This is a genomic window from Enterobacter sp. fkY84-1 (assembly GCF_052974705.1).
The window spans coordinates 212,047-227,089 of record NZ_CP169393.1; the positions used below are offsets into that span (position 1 = coordinate 212,047).

The 15,043-nt window shown below is 57.1% G+C and carries 13 protein-coding genes and 1 riboswitch; of the genes, 3 read left to right on the forward strand and 10 right to left on the reverse strand.

What is annotated here, in order from left to right:
- Positions 1-14 precede the first annotated feature (14 nt).
- Complete coding sequence (gene rpoC / locus ACEPLT_RS00985) at positions 15-4,238, forward strand: DNA-directed RNA polymerase subunit beta' (protein ID WP_008503454.1); 4,224 nt, start codon at positions 15-17, stop codon at positions 4,236-4,238.
- A gap of 58 nt (positions 4,239-4,296) precedes the next feature.
- Here rpoC and ACEPLT_RS00990 read toward each other — a convergent pair whose 3' ends face one another.
- The 10 genes from ACEPLT_RS00990 to ACEPLT_RS01035 form a co-directional block, all read right to left on the reverse strand.
- The gene (locus ACEPLT_RS00990; RefSeq protein WP_008503455.1) at positions 4,297-4,614 is read right to left on the reverse strand and encodes a PTS lactose/cellobiose transporter subunit IIA; all 318 of its coding nucleotides are present in this window, start codon (positions 4,612-4,614) and stop codon (positions 4,297-4,299) included.
- Positions 4,614-4,922, reverse strand: a complete 309-nt coding sequence (locus tag ACEPLT_RS00995) for a PTS sugar transporter subunit IIB (protein ID WP_008503456.1) — start codon at positions 4,920-4,922, stop codon at positions 4,614-4,616. Before ACEPLT_RS00995 ends, ACEPLT_RS00990 begins: the two co-directional genes overlap by 1 nt.
- Before the next feature lie 180 nt (positions 4,923-5,102).
- A complete protein-coding gene (locus tag ACEPLT_RS01000; protein WP_025910400.1) occupies positions 5,103-6,644 on the reverse strand; it encodes a sensor domain-containing diguanylate cyclase in 1,542 nt (513 codons plus the stop codon).
- A 336-nt stretch (positions 6,645-6,980) separates the two neighbouring features.
- A complete protein-coding gene (thiH, locus tag ACEPLT_RS01005) occupies positions 6,981-8,108 on the reverse strand; it encodes a 2-iminoacetate synthase ThiH (RefSeq protein ID WP_232929278.1) in 1,128 nt (375 codons plus the stop codon).
- On the reverse strand, positions 8,105-8,875 hold the full coding sequence (gene thiG / locus ACEPLT_RS01010) for a thiazole synthase (protein WP_021242958.1): 771 nt from the start codon (positions 8,873-8,875) through the stop codon (positions 8,105-8,107). The genes thiH and thiG overlap by 4 nt, the downstream gene beginning before the upstream one ends.
- A gap of 1 nt (position 8,876) precedes the next feature.
- Positions 8,877-9,077, reverse strand: a complete 201-nt coding sequence (gene thiS / locus ACEPLT_RS01015) for a sulfur carrier protein ThiS (RefSeq protein WP_126289667.1) — start codon at positions 9,075-9,077, stop codon at positions 8,877-8,879.
- Positions 9,061-9,816, reverse strand: coding sequence for a HesA/MoeB/ThiF family protein (locus ACEPLT_RS01020; protein ID WP_008503461.1), 756 nt, complete (start codon positions 9,814-9,816; stop codon positions 9,061-9,063). Before ACEPLT_RS01020 ends, thiS begins: the two co-directional genes overlap by 17 nt.
- Positions 9,809-10,444: a thiamine phosphate synthase gene (thiE, locus tag ACEPLT_RS01025; protein WP_059360273.1), complete on the reverse strand. Its 636-nt coding sequence runs from the start codon at positions 10,442-10,444 to the stop codon at positions 9,809-9,811. Before thiE ends, ACEPLT_RS01020 begins: the two co-directional genes overlap by 8 nt.
- A complete protein-coding gene (gene thiC, locus ACEPLT_RS01030) occupies positions 10,444-12,339 on the reverse strand; it encodes a phosphomethylpyrimidine synthase ThiC (RefSeq protein ID WP_023326468.1) in 1,896 nt (631 codons plus the stop codon). The genes thiE and thiC overlap by 1 nt, the downstream gene beginning before the upstream one ends.
- 79 nt (positions 12,340-12,418) lie before the next feature.
- Positions 12,419-12,527: riboswitch (TPP riboswitch) on the reverse strand.
- A 54-nt stretch (positions 12,528-12,581) separates the two neighbouring features.
- Positions 12,582-13,067, reverse strand: coding sequence for an Rsd/AlgQ family anti-sigma factor (locus ACEPLT_RS01035; protein ID WP_008503464.1), 486 nt, complete (start codon positions 13,065-13,067; stop codon positions 12,582-12,584).
- Between the two features lie 95 nt (positions 13,068-13,162).
- On the opposite strand from ACEPLT_RS01035, the gene nudC reads away from it, so the two are divergent.
- Both nudC and hemE read left to right on the forward strand, forming a co-directional pair.
- Positions 13,163-13,936 carry an NAD(+) diphosphatase gene (gene nudC / locus ACEPLT_RS01040; RefSeq protein ID WP_008503465.1) on the forward strand — a complete coding sequence of 258 codons (774 nt, stop codon included), beginning with the start codon at positions 13,163-13,165 and terminating at the stop codon, positions 13,934-13,936.
- A gap of 38 nt (positions 13,937-13,974) precedes the next feature.
- The gene (hemE, locus tag ACEPLT_RS01045) at positions 13,975-15,039 is read left to right on the forward strand and encodes a uroporphyrinogen decarboxylase (RefSeq protein WP_008503466.1); all 1,065 of its coding nucleotides are present in this window, start codon (positions 13,975-13,977) and stop codon (positions 15,037-15,039) included.
- The last annotated feature ends 4 nt before the right edge of the window (positions 15,040-15,043 follow it).

Sequence of the window (15,043 nt, forward strand, 5' to 3'; positions counted from 1 at the left end):
ACGGGAGCAAATCCGTGAAAGATTTATTAAAGTTTCTGAAAGCGCAGACTAAAACCGAAGAGTTTGATGCGATCAAAATTGCTCTGGCTTCGCCAGACATGATCCGTTCATGGTCTTTCGGTGAAGTTAAAAAGCCGGAAACCATCAACTACCGTACGTTCAAGCCTGAGCGTGACGGCCTCTTCTGTGCGCGTATTTTCGGGCCAGTAAAAGATTACGAGTGCCTGTGCGGTAAGTACAAGCGCCTGAAACACCGCGGTGTGATCTGTGAGAAGTGCGGCGTTGAAGTGACCCAGACCAAAGTGCGCCGTGAGCGCATGGGCCACATCGAGCTGGCGTCTCCGACTGCTCACATCTGGTTCCTGAAATCACTGCCGTCCCGTATCGGTCTGCTGCTGGATATGCCGCTGCGTGATATCGAACGTGTTCTGTACTTCGAATCTTATGTGGTTATCGAAGGCGGGATGACGAACCTGGAACGTCATCAGATCCTGACTGAAGAGCAGTATCTGGACGCGCTGGAAGAGTTCGGTGACGAATTCGACGCGAAGATGGGTGCGGAAGCTATTCAGGCCCTGCTGAAGAGCATGGATCTGGAGCAAGAGTGCGAGCAGCTGCGTGAAGAGCTGAACGAAACCAACTCCGAAACCAAGCGTAAAAAGCTGACCAAGCGTATCAAACTGCTGGAAGCGTTCGTTCAGTCTGGTAACAAGCCAGAGTGGATGATCCTGACCGTTCTGCCGGTTCTGCCGCCAGATCTGCGTCCACTGGTTCCGCTGGATGGTGGTCGTTTCGCAACGTCCGATCTGAACGATCTGTATCGTCGCGTGATCAACCGTAACAACCGTCTGAAACGTCTGCTGGATCTGGCTGCGCCGGACATCATCGTACGCAACGAAAAACGTATGCTGCAGGAAGCGGTAGATGCTCTGCTGGATAACGGTCGTCGCGGTCGTGCGATCACCGGTTCTAACAAACGTCCTCTGAAATCTTTGGCCGACATGATCAAAGGTAAACAGGGTCGTTTCCGTCAGAACCTGCTCGGTAAGCGTGTTGACTACTCCGGTCGTTCTGTAATCACCGTAGGTCCATACCTGCGTCTGCATCAGTGCGGTCTGCCGAAGAAAATGGCACTGGAGCTGTTCAAACCGTTCATCTACGGCAAGCTGGAACTGCGTGGCCTGGCCACCACCATCAAAGCCGCTAAGAAAATGGTTGAGCGTGAAGAAGCTGTCGTTTGGGATATCCTGGACGAAGTTATCCGCGAACACCCGGTACTGCTGAACCGTGCACCAACCCTGCACCGTCTGGGTATCCAGGCATTTGAGCCAGTCCTGATCGAAGGTAAAGCGATCCAGCTGCACCCGCTGGTTTGTGCGGCATATAACGCCGACTTCGATGGTGACCAGATGGCTGTTCACGTACCGCTGACGCTGGAAGCCCAGCTCGAAGCGCGTGCGTTGATGATGTCTACTAACAACATCCTGTCTCCAGCGAACGGTGAGCCAATTATCGTTCCTTCTCAGGACGTTGTACTGGGTCTGTACTACATGACCCGTGACTGTGTTAACGCCAAAGGCGAAGGCATGGTGCTGACTGGCCCGAAAGAAGCTGAGCGTATTTATCGCGCTGGCCTGGCCTCTCTGCATGCGCGCGTTAAAGTGCGTATCACCGAATACGAAAAAGATGCAAACGGCGAATTCGTTGCGAAAACCAGCCTGAAAGACACGACCGTTGGCCGTGCCATTCTGTGGATGATCGTACCGAAAGGTCTGCCTTTCTCCATCGTCAACCAGGCGCTGGGCAAGAAAGCGATCTCCAAAATGCTGAACACCTGTTACCGCATTCTGGGCCTGAAGCCGACCGTTATCTTCGCTGACCAGACTATGTACACCGGCTTTGCTTATGCAGCGCGTTCAGGTGCATCTGTTGGTATCGATGACATGGTCATCCCAGAGAAGAAACACGAGATCATCTCTGAAGCGGAAGCTGAAGTTGCTGAGATCCAGGAGCAGTTCCAGTCTGGTCTGGTTACCGCGGGCGAACGCTATAACAAAGTTATCGATATCTGGGCAGCGGCGAACGATCGTGTATCCAAAGCGATGATGGACAACCTGCAGACCGAAACCGTGATTAACCGTGACGGCGTAGAAGAGCAGCAGGTTTCCTTCAACAGCATCTACATGATGGCCGACTCCGGTGCGCGTGGTTCTGCAGCACAGATTCGTCAGCTGGCAGGTATGCGTGGTCTGATGGCGAAGCCAGATGGCTCCATCATCGAAACGCCAATCACCGCGAACTTCCGTGAAGGTCTGAACGTACTCCAGTACTTCATCTCCACGCACGGTGCGCGTAAAGGTCTGGCGGATACCGCACTGAAAACCGCGAACTCCGGTTATCTGACGCGTCGTCTGGTAGACGTTGCGCAGGATCTGGTTGTGACCGAAGACGATTGTGGCACCCTCGAAGGTATCACCATGACCCCGGTTATCGAGGGTGGTGATGTTAAAGAGCCACTGCGCGATCGCGTACTGGGTCGTGTGACCGCGGAAGACATTCTGAAGCCGGGCACCGCAGACATTCTGGTTCCACGCAACACCCTGCTGCACGAACAGTGGTGTGACCTGCTGGAAGCGAACTCTGTTGACTCCGTGAAGGTGCGTTCCGTTGTATCCTGTGACACCGACTTTGGTGTATGTGCGCACTGCTACGGTCGTGACCTGGCGCGTGGCCACATCATCAACAAAGGTGAAGCCATCGGCGTTATCGCGGCACAGTCCATCGGTGAGCCGGGTACACAGCTGACGATGCGTACGTTCCACATCGGTGGTGCGGCATCTCGTGCGGCTGCTGAATCCAGCATCCAGGTGAAAAACAAAGGTAGCATCAAGCTCAGCAACGCGAAATCGGTTGTGAACTCCAGCGGTAAACTGGTTATCACTTCACGTAACACCGAGCTGAAGCTGATCGACGAATTCGGTCGTACCAAAGAGAGCTATAAAGTGCCTTACGGTGCGGTTATGGCGAAAGGTGATGGCGAGCAGGTTGCCGGCGGTGAAACCGTTGCAAACTGGGATCCACACACCATGCCGGTTATCACCGAAGTAAGTGGTTTCATCCGCTTCACTGACATGATCGACGGCCAGACCATTACTCGTCAGACTGACGAGCTGACCGGTCTGTCTTCTCTGGTGGTTCTGGATTCTGCTGAACGTACTACCGGCGGTAAAGATCTGCGTCCTGCACTGAAAATCGTTGATGCTCAGGGTAATGACGTTCTGATCCCAGGTACCGATATGCCTGCGCAGTACTTCCTGCCGGGTAAAGCGATTGTACAGCTGGAAGATGGCGTACAGATCAGCTCTGGTGACACCCTGGCGCGTATTCCTCAGGAATCCGGCGGTACCAAGGACATCACCGGTGGTCTGCCACGCGTTGCGGACCTGTTCGAAGCACGTCGTCCGAAAGAGCCGGCAATCCTGGCTGAAATCAGCGGTATCATCTCCTTCGGTAAAGAGACCAAAGGTAAGCGCCGTCTGGTTATCACTCCAGTAGATGGCAGCGAACCGTACGAAGAGATGATTCCTAAGTGGCGTCAGCTCAACGTGTTCGAAGGTGAACGCGTAGAACGTGGTGACGTGGTTTCCGACGGCCCAGAAGCGCCGCACGACATCCTGCGTCTGCGTGGTGTGCATGCTGTTACTCGTTACATCGTTAACGAAGTACAGGACGTATACCGCCTGCAGGGCGTTAAGATTAACGATAAACACATCGAAGTTATCGTTCGTCAGATGCTGCGTAAAGCAACCATCGAAAACGCGGGCAGCTCCGAGTTCCTCGAAGGCGAGCAGGTGGAATACTCACGCGTCAAGATCGCTAACCGCGAACTGGAAGCGAACGGCAAAATCGGTGCGACCTTCTCGCGCGATCTGCTGGGTATCACCAAAGCGTCTCTGGCAACCGAGTCCTTCATCTCTGCAGCATCGTTCCAGGAAACGACTCGTGTCCTGACCGAAGCCGCTGTTGCAGGTAAACGTGATGAACTGCGCGGTCTGAAAGAGAACGTTATCGTGGGTCGTCTGATCCCGGCGGGTACCGGTTATGCGTACCATCAGGATCGTATGCGTCGTCGTGCTGCAGGCGAACTGCCAGCTGCACCGCAGGTTACTGCTGAAGATGCATCCGCGAGCCTGGCAGAACTGCTGAACGCAGGTCTGGGCGGTTCCGACAACGAGTAATCGTTGATGCCGTAAATAAAAAACCCGCCTCGGCGGGTTTTTTTACATCTGCATGTATTCAATTCACCAACGGGATCCGACGATAAAGCTCAATCATATCGCCCGCCAGATCCTGAATGACCATGGCGTTCATCAGGTGATCCTGCGAGTGGACGGTGATCAGGTTAACCGGAAGCTTCCCGGTCCCCTCATCAAGACCGATAAGCTGCGTCTGTATGGTGTGCGCATGCTTCACATATTCCCGCGACTCTTCCATCGCTTTTTCGGCTTCGTCAAACTCACCTTTACGCGCCATCTGCAATGCCGTCAGGGCCGCACTGCGCGCCGCGCCTGCGTTAACAAGCAGTTCCATAATCGTGGTTTCTAAGTCTTCCATTATGACTCCAGAAGTTTGAGCGCTTTATCCAGTACGGCATCACCTTTCATCATGCCGTAATCCATCATGTCGATCACCGCGACCTTTTTGCCCAGCGGGTCGGCCTGCGCCTGTAATTTAGCCTGCTCGTATTTAACCTGTGGCCCCAGCAATACGATGTCGGCCGTTGCGATGTTGTCTTTAAACTCCGCAACCGGAACGGCTTTAATGGTGACTTCAACCCCTTTTTTCTGCGCGGCGTCTTTCATACGTTGAACCAGCATGCTGGTTGACATTCCCGCTGCACAGCATAAAACGATGTTCTTCATAATCAGCCTCGATCTACATGTGTTTATTGATAATTATCCCGTGCAGACCGCTTCAACAACCGCTTTACCGCGATTGTGTGTCAGGCATCACAAAGAAACAGGCGTTTTTCTGAAACCGGTTACAATTTTACATTGGCGGGTACCCTGACCGTCGAAACGGGCAGGGTGAAAGCGAGAGGATTAGCTGATGGATGTGCGAACGATTCGATTTTTTCCCTGCTGTTTGGCGCTGTAGAGGGCGTTATCAACGCTTCCGACAAATTGTTCCAGCGGTTCAAAATGCCACTCTCCAAGACCGCCGCTGAACGTAACCCGCAGGTTTTCTTCCCGCCAGACGCGTTTTTCAACGGCGGTACGCCACGCTTCCAGTAATGAGAGCGCGGAAGACATCTGCTCCGCCTGGAAGATTACGGCGAACTCTTCTCCGCCATAACGGTAAACCGAGACGTGATGTGGCTGCATAATCTGGATCCCTTCACGAGCCACGTTGCGCAGAACGATATCACCGGTCAGGTGACCCAGCGTGTCGTTAATTGACTTAAAGTTATCAATATCCACCAGCGCCATCGCGAAGGGCTGCTGGGCATTCAGCAGCTCTGCGATATCGCTGTCGAACGCGCGGCGGTTTTTACAGCCCGTCAGCGCATCGTGGGTAGCCTGGCGCACATACGCCATTTCGCGCTCTTTATTGGACTGAATCGTGTGGCTCAGCATCGCTTCCAGGCGCGGTGCCTCGTTAACGTCGCCAGTTTTGATGGCATTGATAATGTGCATCAGCACGCTACGCGAGGCGTGGCGGAGGTATAAGCCGAAAAGGATGATGATGATGGCCGCCAGCGCAAACCCCCAGCCAACGATCGTCGTTTCGTGGCGGGTGATATCGGTGAGCGTCGCACCGGATACCCGGTAGATGACAAACCAGTCCGGGTTGGTAAAAGAGTAATAGTAATACCAGGCGTTGCTTTTCTTGTCGTAAAGATGGCCTTCGCCGCTGGTCATTTTGTCCATCAGCGCTTCGCTCACGTACTGCTTGAAGAGCGCGCCGGTATCCGGATGCAGCACCACAGCACCGTCGCGTTCGACTACGAAGAATTCCCCCTGAACGGGTGCCACCATCTGACGCAGGGTATAGCCCATTGACGTCAAATCAAGATGAAAGGCGATCGTTCCCTTCAGTCTGCCTTCCGGCGAGATCAACGGCTTATAAAGGGTTACTGTCGGATGGCCGGTAAAGTAGTCCATGTAGGGACGGGTATAGTGGCTGAAGATGCTGGCTTCCGCCTGAGCGACAAACCACGGCCGCGTTCGGGGATCGAAGGTTTTACTCTTCTCCGTGGGGAGCACCTCCGGCGCGCGCAGATAATGCCCCTGCGTATCGGCAAGCGAAATGGAGGAGACGGTCGGCATCAGGTTCTGCAAATGCATGACCATCTGCAGCCCCTGCGTCGGGTTAAGGTTTAGCGTCTCGTTTAGCCTGTCGTCGCGCGCAAAGTACATCGCGGAACGGCCCAGAATATAGTCGTTTTCGCGCAGGATAGATTCGGTGTAGTTCACCGCCAGGTTGTGCGTGAAGTTGCTATTGATCTTATGATAATCCTCAAGAAAATCCTTTCGTTGCGAAAGCGTCACCGCGATCGCGATCACCGCAAAACTGCAGAGGATCCCCGCAAAGCTGAGCATAATGGGCCGGGTAAAAGAGAGCTTTTTGCTGTGAAGTGCCATGAGCTGTACATCGTTCCTGATGGTGAATACTTTTCGTCTGCCGATATCCTCTCAGCATAGTCGCTGCCCTGCGGTTAGCGGTGAATTATACGGCACGCGATTTTTGACAGGATGATTTATCTTAAGAACCATTAAGAAAATACTTATTAAAATGACATGAGCCGTTTGTGCAATGAACCAGAGGCAGGGCGAAACGAGGAAGAAGCTTTTCGCCCTGGTCAGCATCCGTTGCTGACCGTGTGACAATAAAAAACCGGACGATCGCTGACAATCTTCCGGTTTTGCCTTTTCGTCGCGGCTCGACAATTTTTTAACGTGTTGCAGTGCGTTTCAACGTCACTGCGAGGCTCTTCCCAGCCAGCTGTCCCAGTCTTTCCAGACGGGCTGAAGACCCTGCGCCGTCAGGACGGCGGCGACCGCTTCCGGGCGTCGTCCGTCATGGGGTGCAAATTGTTCCAGTTCCGGATGGTCGTCGGCGTAGCCGCCAGGCTGCGTTTTGGAAAACGCGCTGACGTTGTTAATTGCAATCGGGATGACGCGATCGCGAAATGCCGGAGACTCGCGCGTTGAGAGCGATAATTCCACTTCCGGAGCGAGCAGGCGAAACGCGCAAATGGTCTGCACCAGCTGGCGTTCATCCATCAGCGAAGCCGGTTCAATTCCTCCCGCGCAGGGACGCAGGCGCGGGAAGGAGATGGAGTATCGGCTCTGCCAGTAGTGCTGCTGCAACCACAGCAGATGTTCCGCCACCATGTAACAATCCACCCGCCAGCTGTCGGAGAGCCCGATCAGCGCACCCAGACCGATTTTGTCAATACCGGCGCGACCCAGCCTGTCCGGCGTTTCCAGGCGGAAGAAGAAATCCTGTTTCTTGCCCTTCAGGTGGTGTCGGGCGTACGTCGCCTCGTGGTAGGTTTCCTGATAGACCATGACCCCGTCCAGCCCGAGGGTTTTGAGCTCCGCGTACTCCTCCTGCGCCAGGGGCTGCACTTCCATCTGCAACGACGCAAACTGACGACGAATGGCGGGAAGGTGCCGACGGAAATAGTCCATTCCCACTTTCCCCTGATGTTCGCCCGTGACCAGCAAAAGATGTTCAAAGCCCATTTCACGGATGGCCGCACACTCACGGGCAATCTCAGCCTCATCGAGCGTTTTACGCTTGATGCGGTTGCTCATGGAGAAACCGCAGTAGGTGCAGTCATTGGCGCACAGGTTGGAGAGATAGAGCGGCACGTAGAAGCTCACCGTGTTGCCAAACCGCTGGCGGGTAAGCCGCTGCGCTCGCTGGGCCATCGGTTCGAGGTAGGCGCTGGCCGCCGGGGAGAGCAGGGCCATCAGATCCTCGCGGGTCAGATGACGGGCCTGCAGCGCGCGCTCCACGTCAGCCGCCGTTTTGCTGTTGATACGCAGGGCAATGTCGTCCCAGTTAAGCTGGCGCCAGCGCTCGGTAAACGTGCTCATGAGATCGCCTCCAGAAAACCGGTCAGCGGGCTGGTGGCCTGCGCCTGGAAACTGCGCGAGCCGGGGCCGGATCCCCTTGCCAGCAGGCCAGCCTCCACGGCCAGGCGGAACGCACGCGCCATCATGACCGGATCGTCGGCAACCGCGATAGCCGTATTCACCAGCACCGCGTCGGCGCCCATCTCCAGCGCCTGCGCGGCATGGCTGGGCACGCCAATGCCCGCATCCACCACCACCGGTACGGTGGCCTGCTCAATAATGATTTCCAGCATCGCGCGGGTCTCCAGCCCCTGGTTGGAGCCAATGGGGGCCCCCAGCGGCATGACGGCAGCGCAGCCGACCTCTTCCAGCCGTTTGCACAGGACAGGGTCGGCCCCGCAGTAAGGCAGGACGGTAAACCCTTGCTGCACCAGCTTTTCAGCCGCTTTCAGCGTTTCGATCGGATCGGGCAGCAGCCAGCGGGCATCCGGATGGATTTCCAGCTTCAACCAGCGGGTGCCGAGCGCCTCCCGTGCCAGCTGTGCGGCAAAAATCGCCTCTTCTGCCGTTTTGGCGCCGGAGGTGTTGGGCAACAGCGTGACGCCCGCTTCCAGCAACGGAGCCAGAATGGCATCGCTGTGATGGCGCAGATCCACGCGCTTAAGCGCCAGCGTCACCAGCTGGCTGCCGCTTTCGCGAATGGCCTCCACCATCAGCTGCGGCGAGGCGAATTTTCCGGTTCCGGTAAACAGATGTGAATCAAAGACTTTATCGGCAATACGTAACATCTCAGCCCCCTGCGATAACCTGAAACAGCAGGATCTGGTCGCCGTCATTGACCTGCTGATGTTCCCACTGCTCGCGCGGCAGGATCTGTTGATTGAGCGCCAGCGCCGTTCCCGGCTTGAGCTGACGCAGCTTGCCGAGCAGTGCGGCAACGGTGAGCCCGTCGTCGCAGCTCATCGGCTCATCGTTAAACAGAATGCGCATCGCGGCCTCCGCACACCGGGCAGTGGCTGGCGCGATGCAGCGCCAGATGACGCCAGCCGCTGGAGCGGGCATCAAACAGCCGCAGCGTATTGCGTTCCGTCTCCATGCCGCTGAGCAGCTTGATGGCCTCCAGCGCCTGCATCGTGCCCATCACGCCGACCACCGGACCCAGAATGCCCGCCGTACGGCAGTTGCGCGTCGGCTCGGCATCGTCCGGCCACAGGCAGCGATAGCAGCCCTGCGTCCACGGTGGCGTCAGAACCATCATTTGCCCGCCGAACCCCACCGCGCTGGCGGTGATAAGCGGCGTATGGTTTGCCACGCAGGCGGCGTTGATCGCCTGGCGCGTCGCCATGTTGTCGGTACAGTCCAGCACCACGTCGGCAAGGGCGACTTCACGGTGCAGGCTTTCACCGCCAAGCCGCTCCTGTAGGGCAATCAGTTCGATATCCGGGTTAAGCTGATGCAGCCGCTGCCGGGTGATCTGCGCTTTCGGCTGGTTGATATCCTCGGTGGTAAAGAGGATTTGTCGCTGCAGGTTGCTGAGGTGGACCTCGTCGTCGTCGGCCAGCACCAGCGTGCCGATACCCGCGCCTGCCAGATAGAGCGCGGCGGGTGCGCCTAATCCCCCCAGGCCAACAATCAGCACCCGGCTGGCGAGCAGTTTTTGCTGCCCGTCGATGGCGATATCTTCCAGCAGGATCTGACGGCTGTAGCGCATAAAGTCGCGATCATTCATCGCCTGCTCCTGCCAGCTGTAAAAGCTGTTCGGTGGCGGCCTGCCAGTCTGCGGCCTGGGTGATGGCGCTGACGACGGCGATGCTGCCCACGCCGGTCTCCAGCACCGCCGGGGCGCGTTCCAGGCTGATTCCGCCGATGGCGACGGTGGGGTAGTCGGCAAGGCGTTTAACGTGACCCGCCAGTTGCGTCAGACCCTGCGGAGCGGAGGGCATCTGCTTGGTTTGCGTCGGGAAGACGTGACCGAGCGCGATGTAAGAGGGACGGGCCGCCAGGGCCACGTCGATCTCCATGTCATCGTGTGTTGACACGCCAAGACGTAACCCGGCGTCACGGATTACGCTCAGATCCGTTGTTTCCAGGTCCTCCTGACCCAGATGCACGCCGTACGCCCGGTGCTTAACGGCCAGCCGCCAGTAGTCATTGATAAACAGGCGGGCGTTATACCGACGCCCCAGCGCAATGGCGGCAACCACATCGGCTTCCACCTCCTCATCGCGTTTATCCTTGATGCGCAGCTGGAGGGTGCGAACGCCTGCCTCCAGCAGGCGCGCTATCCACGCCACGCTGTCCACCACCGGATAGAGCCCTAAACGGTATGGAACGGGTGGGAAATCGGGCTGGTACATTACGCCTCCTCTTTTTTGAGGTAGATTTCGCCGCCTTTGGCGCGGAAGGCTTCGGACATGTCCGCCATACCCACTTCAATGGTTTGCGTGGCGGCGTAGTCGCGCACCTCCTGGCTGATTTTCATCGAGCAGAACTTCGGCCCACACATGGAGCAGAAGTGCGCGACTTTGCCCGATTCCTGCGGCAGGGTTTCGTCGTGGTAGGCGCGGGCGGTGAACGGATCCAGCGCCAGGTTGAACTGGTCTTCCCAGCGGAATTCAAAGCGCGCCTTCGACATGGCGTTATCACGGATTTGCGCGCCCGGGTGGCCTTTGGCCAGATCCGCCGCGTGGGCGGCAATTTTGTAGGTGATCAGCCCCTGTTTCACGTCCTCTTTGTTAGGCAGGCCGAGGTGCTCTTTCGGCGTCACGTAGCAGAGCATGGCGCAGCCGAACCAGCCGATCATCGCCGCGCCAATGCCTGACGTGAAGTGGTCATAGCCCGGCGCGATGTCGGTGGTCAGCGGCCCCAGCGTGTAGAACGGCGCTTCGTGGCAGTGCTCCAGCTCTTCGGTCATGTTGCGGCGGATCATCTGCATCGGCACGTGTCCCGGGCCTTCAATCATCACCTGCACGTCATACTCCCAGGCGATTTTGGTCAGCTCGCCCAGCGTGTGCAGCTCGGCAAACTGTGCTTCGTCGTTAGCGTCGCGGATGGAGCCCGGGCGCAGGCCGTCGCCCAGCGACAGAGAGACATCGTACGCGGCGCAGATTTCGCAGATCTCGCGGAAGTGTTCGTAAAGGAAGTTCTCCTGGTGATGGGAGAGGCACCACTTCGCCATGATCGAACCGCCGCGCGAGACGATGCCGGTCAGACGCTTCGCGGTCATCGGCACGTAGCGCAGCAGCACGCCCGCGTGAATGGTGAAGTAGTCCACGCCCTGTTCCGCCTGCTCCAGCAGCGTGTCGCGGAACGCTTCCCAGGTAAGGTTTTCGGCGATGCCGTTGACCTTCTCCAGCGCCTGATAAATCGGGACGGTGCCAATCGGAACCGGGCTGTTACGCAGGATCCATTCGCGGGTTTCGTGAATATAGCGGCCGGTGGAGAGATCCATTACCGTGTCCGCGCCCCAGCGCGTTGACCAGACAAGCTTTTCAACCTCTTCTTCGATGGAGGAGGTGACGGCCGAGTTACCGATGTTAGCGTTGACCTTCACCAGGAAGTTGCGGCCGATAATCATCGGCTCGGATTCCGGGTGGTTAATATTGGCGGGGATGATCGCGCGGCCTGCGGCCACTTCGTCACGCACAAACTCCGGCGTGATGTTCTCCGGCAGGCGTGCGCCAAAGCCTTCGCCCGGGTGCTGGTAGCGCAGCACTTCGCTGCGGATACGCTCGCGGCCCATGTTCTCGCGGATGGCGATGAACTCCATCTCCGGCGTGACGATCCCCTGGCGGGCGTAGTGCAGCTGCGTCACGCATTTGCCCGCTCTGGCGCGTTTTGGCGTCAGCAGGCCGGTAAAGCGCAGCGCGTCCAGACCGTCGTCGGCCAGGCGTTCTTTGGTGTATGCAGAACTGCGTACGCTCAGTTCTTCGCAGTCGTTACGCGCCTCTATCCACGGCTGGCGCAGCTTTGCCAGACCCTGCTGGACGTTGATAGCCACATCAGGATCGCCGTACGGGCCGGAGGTGTCATACACCGGCACGGCTTCGTTGTCTTCATACTGCGGATTCTCTTTGCTGCCGCCGATAAGCGTCGGGCTGAGCTGGATTTCGCGCATCGGGACGCGGATATCGGCCTGCGAGCCGGAAATGTAGATGCGTTTCGAGTTCGGGAAAGCGGTGCCTTCCAGGGTGTCGATGAAGTGTTGGGCCTGTGCACGCTGTTCGCGGCGGGTCAGTTTTGCAGTAGACATAGCTCATTCCAAAAGTGAAGGACATGGCTTGTCAGACGACGGATGAAGCAAGAGAGGATCGCCCGGGGGGCGATACAACAGCAGTGTGACTCTTGTTCCCTTCGCAGGTATTAGCCTGATCAGGTTCCGCGGATCCCGAATTAACGGTCTCAGCCCGGCTTTCGCTCTGGGCACTCCGACAAGATAAATCCCCCTCGTGAGAGGGGCGAATGGTTGTAAATTACTCGTTAACGATTAAGAACTCAAGCCGGGCGCGCGATGTTATCTTCGGGGCTGGCGTCCAGGACGAGGCTAATCAGCTTATCTTCCAGCGTGAATCGCTCTTCCAGCGCTTCGCCAAGGTCGGAAAGCGCCTGCTGGAACTCAAGATAGTTATCGTGATCGATGGCGTTCTCAAGCGTGGAATCGTAGTAATCCATGATCTGCTGGGTGTTGGCTTCCAGCAGCGGACAAAGCTTGCTGGCCGCTAAATACGGCGTTGTCCCTTCCATTTCGCGGATAATGCGTTCATAAATATTGAAATGGCCGTCGGACAGATAGTCGACCAGGCTCTGACAAAAATCATCTAGCGCTTTTTCATTCAGCCGCATAAACGATTCTTTGCCAGGCTTAAGACCGACCAGATTGTAATAAGCCACGAGTAGATGCTTGCGCACATGTAGCCAGCGATCCACCAGTTTGTTACTTCCTCTAACGCGCTCAGTCAGGCTTTCTAGCTGGTTTAACATGGTCGACTCCGCAAAGTGTAGGATTGAATCTGCTCATCCAGAATGTAACCACAATGCTAACAACATGTCAGTGAAGCGAAGGTAGTGCAATAGATATGGATCGTATTATTGAAAAATCAGATCTGGGTTGGTGGATCGTCAGTCACGAACAAAAATTATGGTTGCCCGGTGGAGAGCTGCCCTACGGTGCGGCGGAAACGTTCGATCTCGTGGGCCAGCCTGCGCTGAAGATCGGCGAGTGGCAGGGTGAACCCGTGTGGTTGATCCAACAATCGCGTCGTCAGGATATGGGATCCGTTCGCCAGGTGTTGGATCTGGACGTAGGCCTGTTCCAGCTGGCGGGGCGGGGCGTGCAGCTGGCGGAGTTTTACCGCTCGCACAAATACTGCGGCTATTGCGGCCATACCATGCACCCGAGTAAAACCGAGTGGGCGATGCTCTGCAGCCACTGCCGCGAACGTTATTACCCACAAATTGCGCCGTGCATTATCGTCGCTATCCGTCGGGATGACTCTATTTTGCTTGCACAGCATACCCGCCATCGCAACGGCATTCATACCGTGCTGGCCGGGTTCGTCGAAGTGGGCGAAACGCTGGAGCAGGCAGTGGCGCGCGAGGTGATGGAAGAGAGCGGAATCAAAGTGAAGAACCTGCGCTACGTCACCTCCCAGCCGTGGCCGTTCCCGCAGTCGCTGATGACGGCCTTTATGGCCGACTATGACAGCGGCGAGATCGTTATCGATCAGAAAGAGCTGCTGGATGCGAACTGGTATCGCTATGACGATCTACCGCTGCTCCCCCCACCGGGTACCGTGGCGCGTCGGCTGATAGAAGATACCGTAGCGATGTGTCGGGCCGAGTATGAGTAGTGTTACACTGAGGCCATGACGCTTAAGGAACTGCAAAAATGACCGAACTGAAGAACGATCGTTATCTGCGTGCGCTGCTGCGCCAGCCCGTTGATGTCACCCCGGTGTGGATGATGCGCCAGGCGGGACGCTATCTGCCAGAGTACAAAGCCACGCGCGCGCAGGCGGGCGATTTTATGTCGCTGTGCAAAAACGCCGAGCTGGCCTGTGAAGTGACGCTCCAGCCGCTGCGCCGCTTCCCGCTGGATGCTGCGATCCTCTTCTCGGATATTCTGACCATTCCGGATGCGATGGGCCTTGGCCTGTACTTCGAAACCGGTGAAGGCCCGCGTTTTACCTCTCCGATCAGAAGCAAAGCCGACGTGGACAAGCTGCCGATCCCCGATCCGGAAGGCGAGCTGGGCTACGTGATGAACGCCGTGCGCACCATTCGCCGCGAGCTGAAAGGGGAAGTGCCGCTGATTGGCTTCTCCGGCAGCCCGTGGACGCTGGCAACCTATATGGTGGAGGGGGGCAGCAGCAAAGCCTTCACCCTGATTAAAAAGATGATGTACGCCGAGCCGCTGGCTCTGCATGCGCTGCTCGACAAGCTCGCGAAGAGCGTCACGCTCTATCTCAACGCGCAGATTAAAGCCGGTGCGCAGTCGGTGATGATTTTCGATACCTGGGGCGGCGTGCTGACCGGGCGTGATTATCAACAGTTCTCCCTGTATTACATGCATAAAATCGTTGACGGCCTGCTGCGCGAAAACGAAGGCCGCCGCGTGCCGGTGACGCTGTTCACCAAAGGTGGCGGTCAGTGGCTGGAAGCCATGGCGGCAACCGGCTGTGACGCCCTGGGTCTCGACTGGACCACCGATATCGCTGATGCCCGCCGCCGCGTGGGCGACAAAGTGGCGCTTCAGGGCAATATGGACCCGTCCATGCTCTATGCGCCGCCTGCCCGCATTGAAGAAGAAGTGTCGACTATACTGTCTGGTTTCGGCCAGGGGGAAGGCCACGTCTTTAACCTCGGCCACGGTATTCATCAGGATGTACCGCCAGAGCACGCAGGCGTATTTGTGGAGGCGGTGCATCGGCTTTCTGCCCAGTATCACAAGTAAGGAG

What these genes read in the sequence shown, in the direction of transcription:
- hemE (WP_008503466.1), top strand. Translation starts at nt 13,975, where the DNA reads ATGACCGAACTGAAGAACGATCGTTATCTGCGTGCGCTGCTGCGCCAG.
- thiC (WP_023326468.1), bottom strand. Translation starts at nt 12,339, where the DNA reads ATGTCTACTGCAAAACTGACCCGCCGCGAACAGCGTGCACAGGCCCAA.
- ACEPLT_RS00995 (WP_008503456.1), bottom strand. Translation starts at nt 4,922, where the DNA reads ATGAAGAACATCGTTTTATGCTGTGCAGCGGGAATGTCAACCAGCATG.
- thiG (WP_021242958.1), bottom strand. Translation starts at nt 8,875, where the DNA reads ATGTTACGTATTGCCGATAAAGTCTTTGATTCACATCTGTTTACCGGA.
- ACEPLT_RS00990 (WP_008503455.1), bottom strand. Translation starts at nt 4,614, where the DNA reads ATGGAAGACTTAGAAACCACGATTATGGAACTGCTTGTTAACGCAGGC.
- ACEPLT_RS01020 (WP_008503461.1), bottom strand. Translation starts at nt 9,816, where the DNA reads ATGAATGATCGCGACTTTATGCGCTACAGCCGTCAGATCCTGCTGGAA.
- nudC (WP_008503465.1), top strand. Translation starts at nt 13,163, where the DNA reads ATGGATCGTATTATTGAAAAATCAGATCTGGGTTGGTGGATCGTCAGT.
- thiS (WP_126289667.1), bottom strand. Translation starts at nt 9,077, where the DNA reads ATGCGCATTCTGTTTAACGATGAGCCGATGAGCTGCGACGACGGGCTC.
- thiH (WP_232929278.1), bottom strand. Translation starts at nt 8,108, where the DNA reads ATGAGCACGTTTACCGAGCGCTGGCGCCAGCTTAACTGGGACGACATT.
- ACEPLT_RS01000 (WP_025910400.1), bottom strand. Translation starts at nt 6,644, where the DNA reads ATGGCACTTCACAGCAAAAAGCTCTCTTTTACCCGGCCCATTATGCTC.
- thiE (WP_059360273.1), bottom strand. Translation starts at nt 10,444, where the DNA reads ATGTACCAGCCCGATTTCCCACCCGTTCCATACCGTTTAGGGCTCTAT.
- ACEPLT_RS01035 (WP_008503464.1), bottom strand. Translation starts at nt 13,067, where the DNA reads ATGTTAAACCAGCTAGAAAGCCTGACTGAGCGCGTTAGAGGAAGTAAC.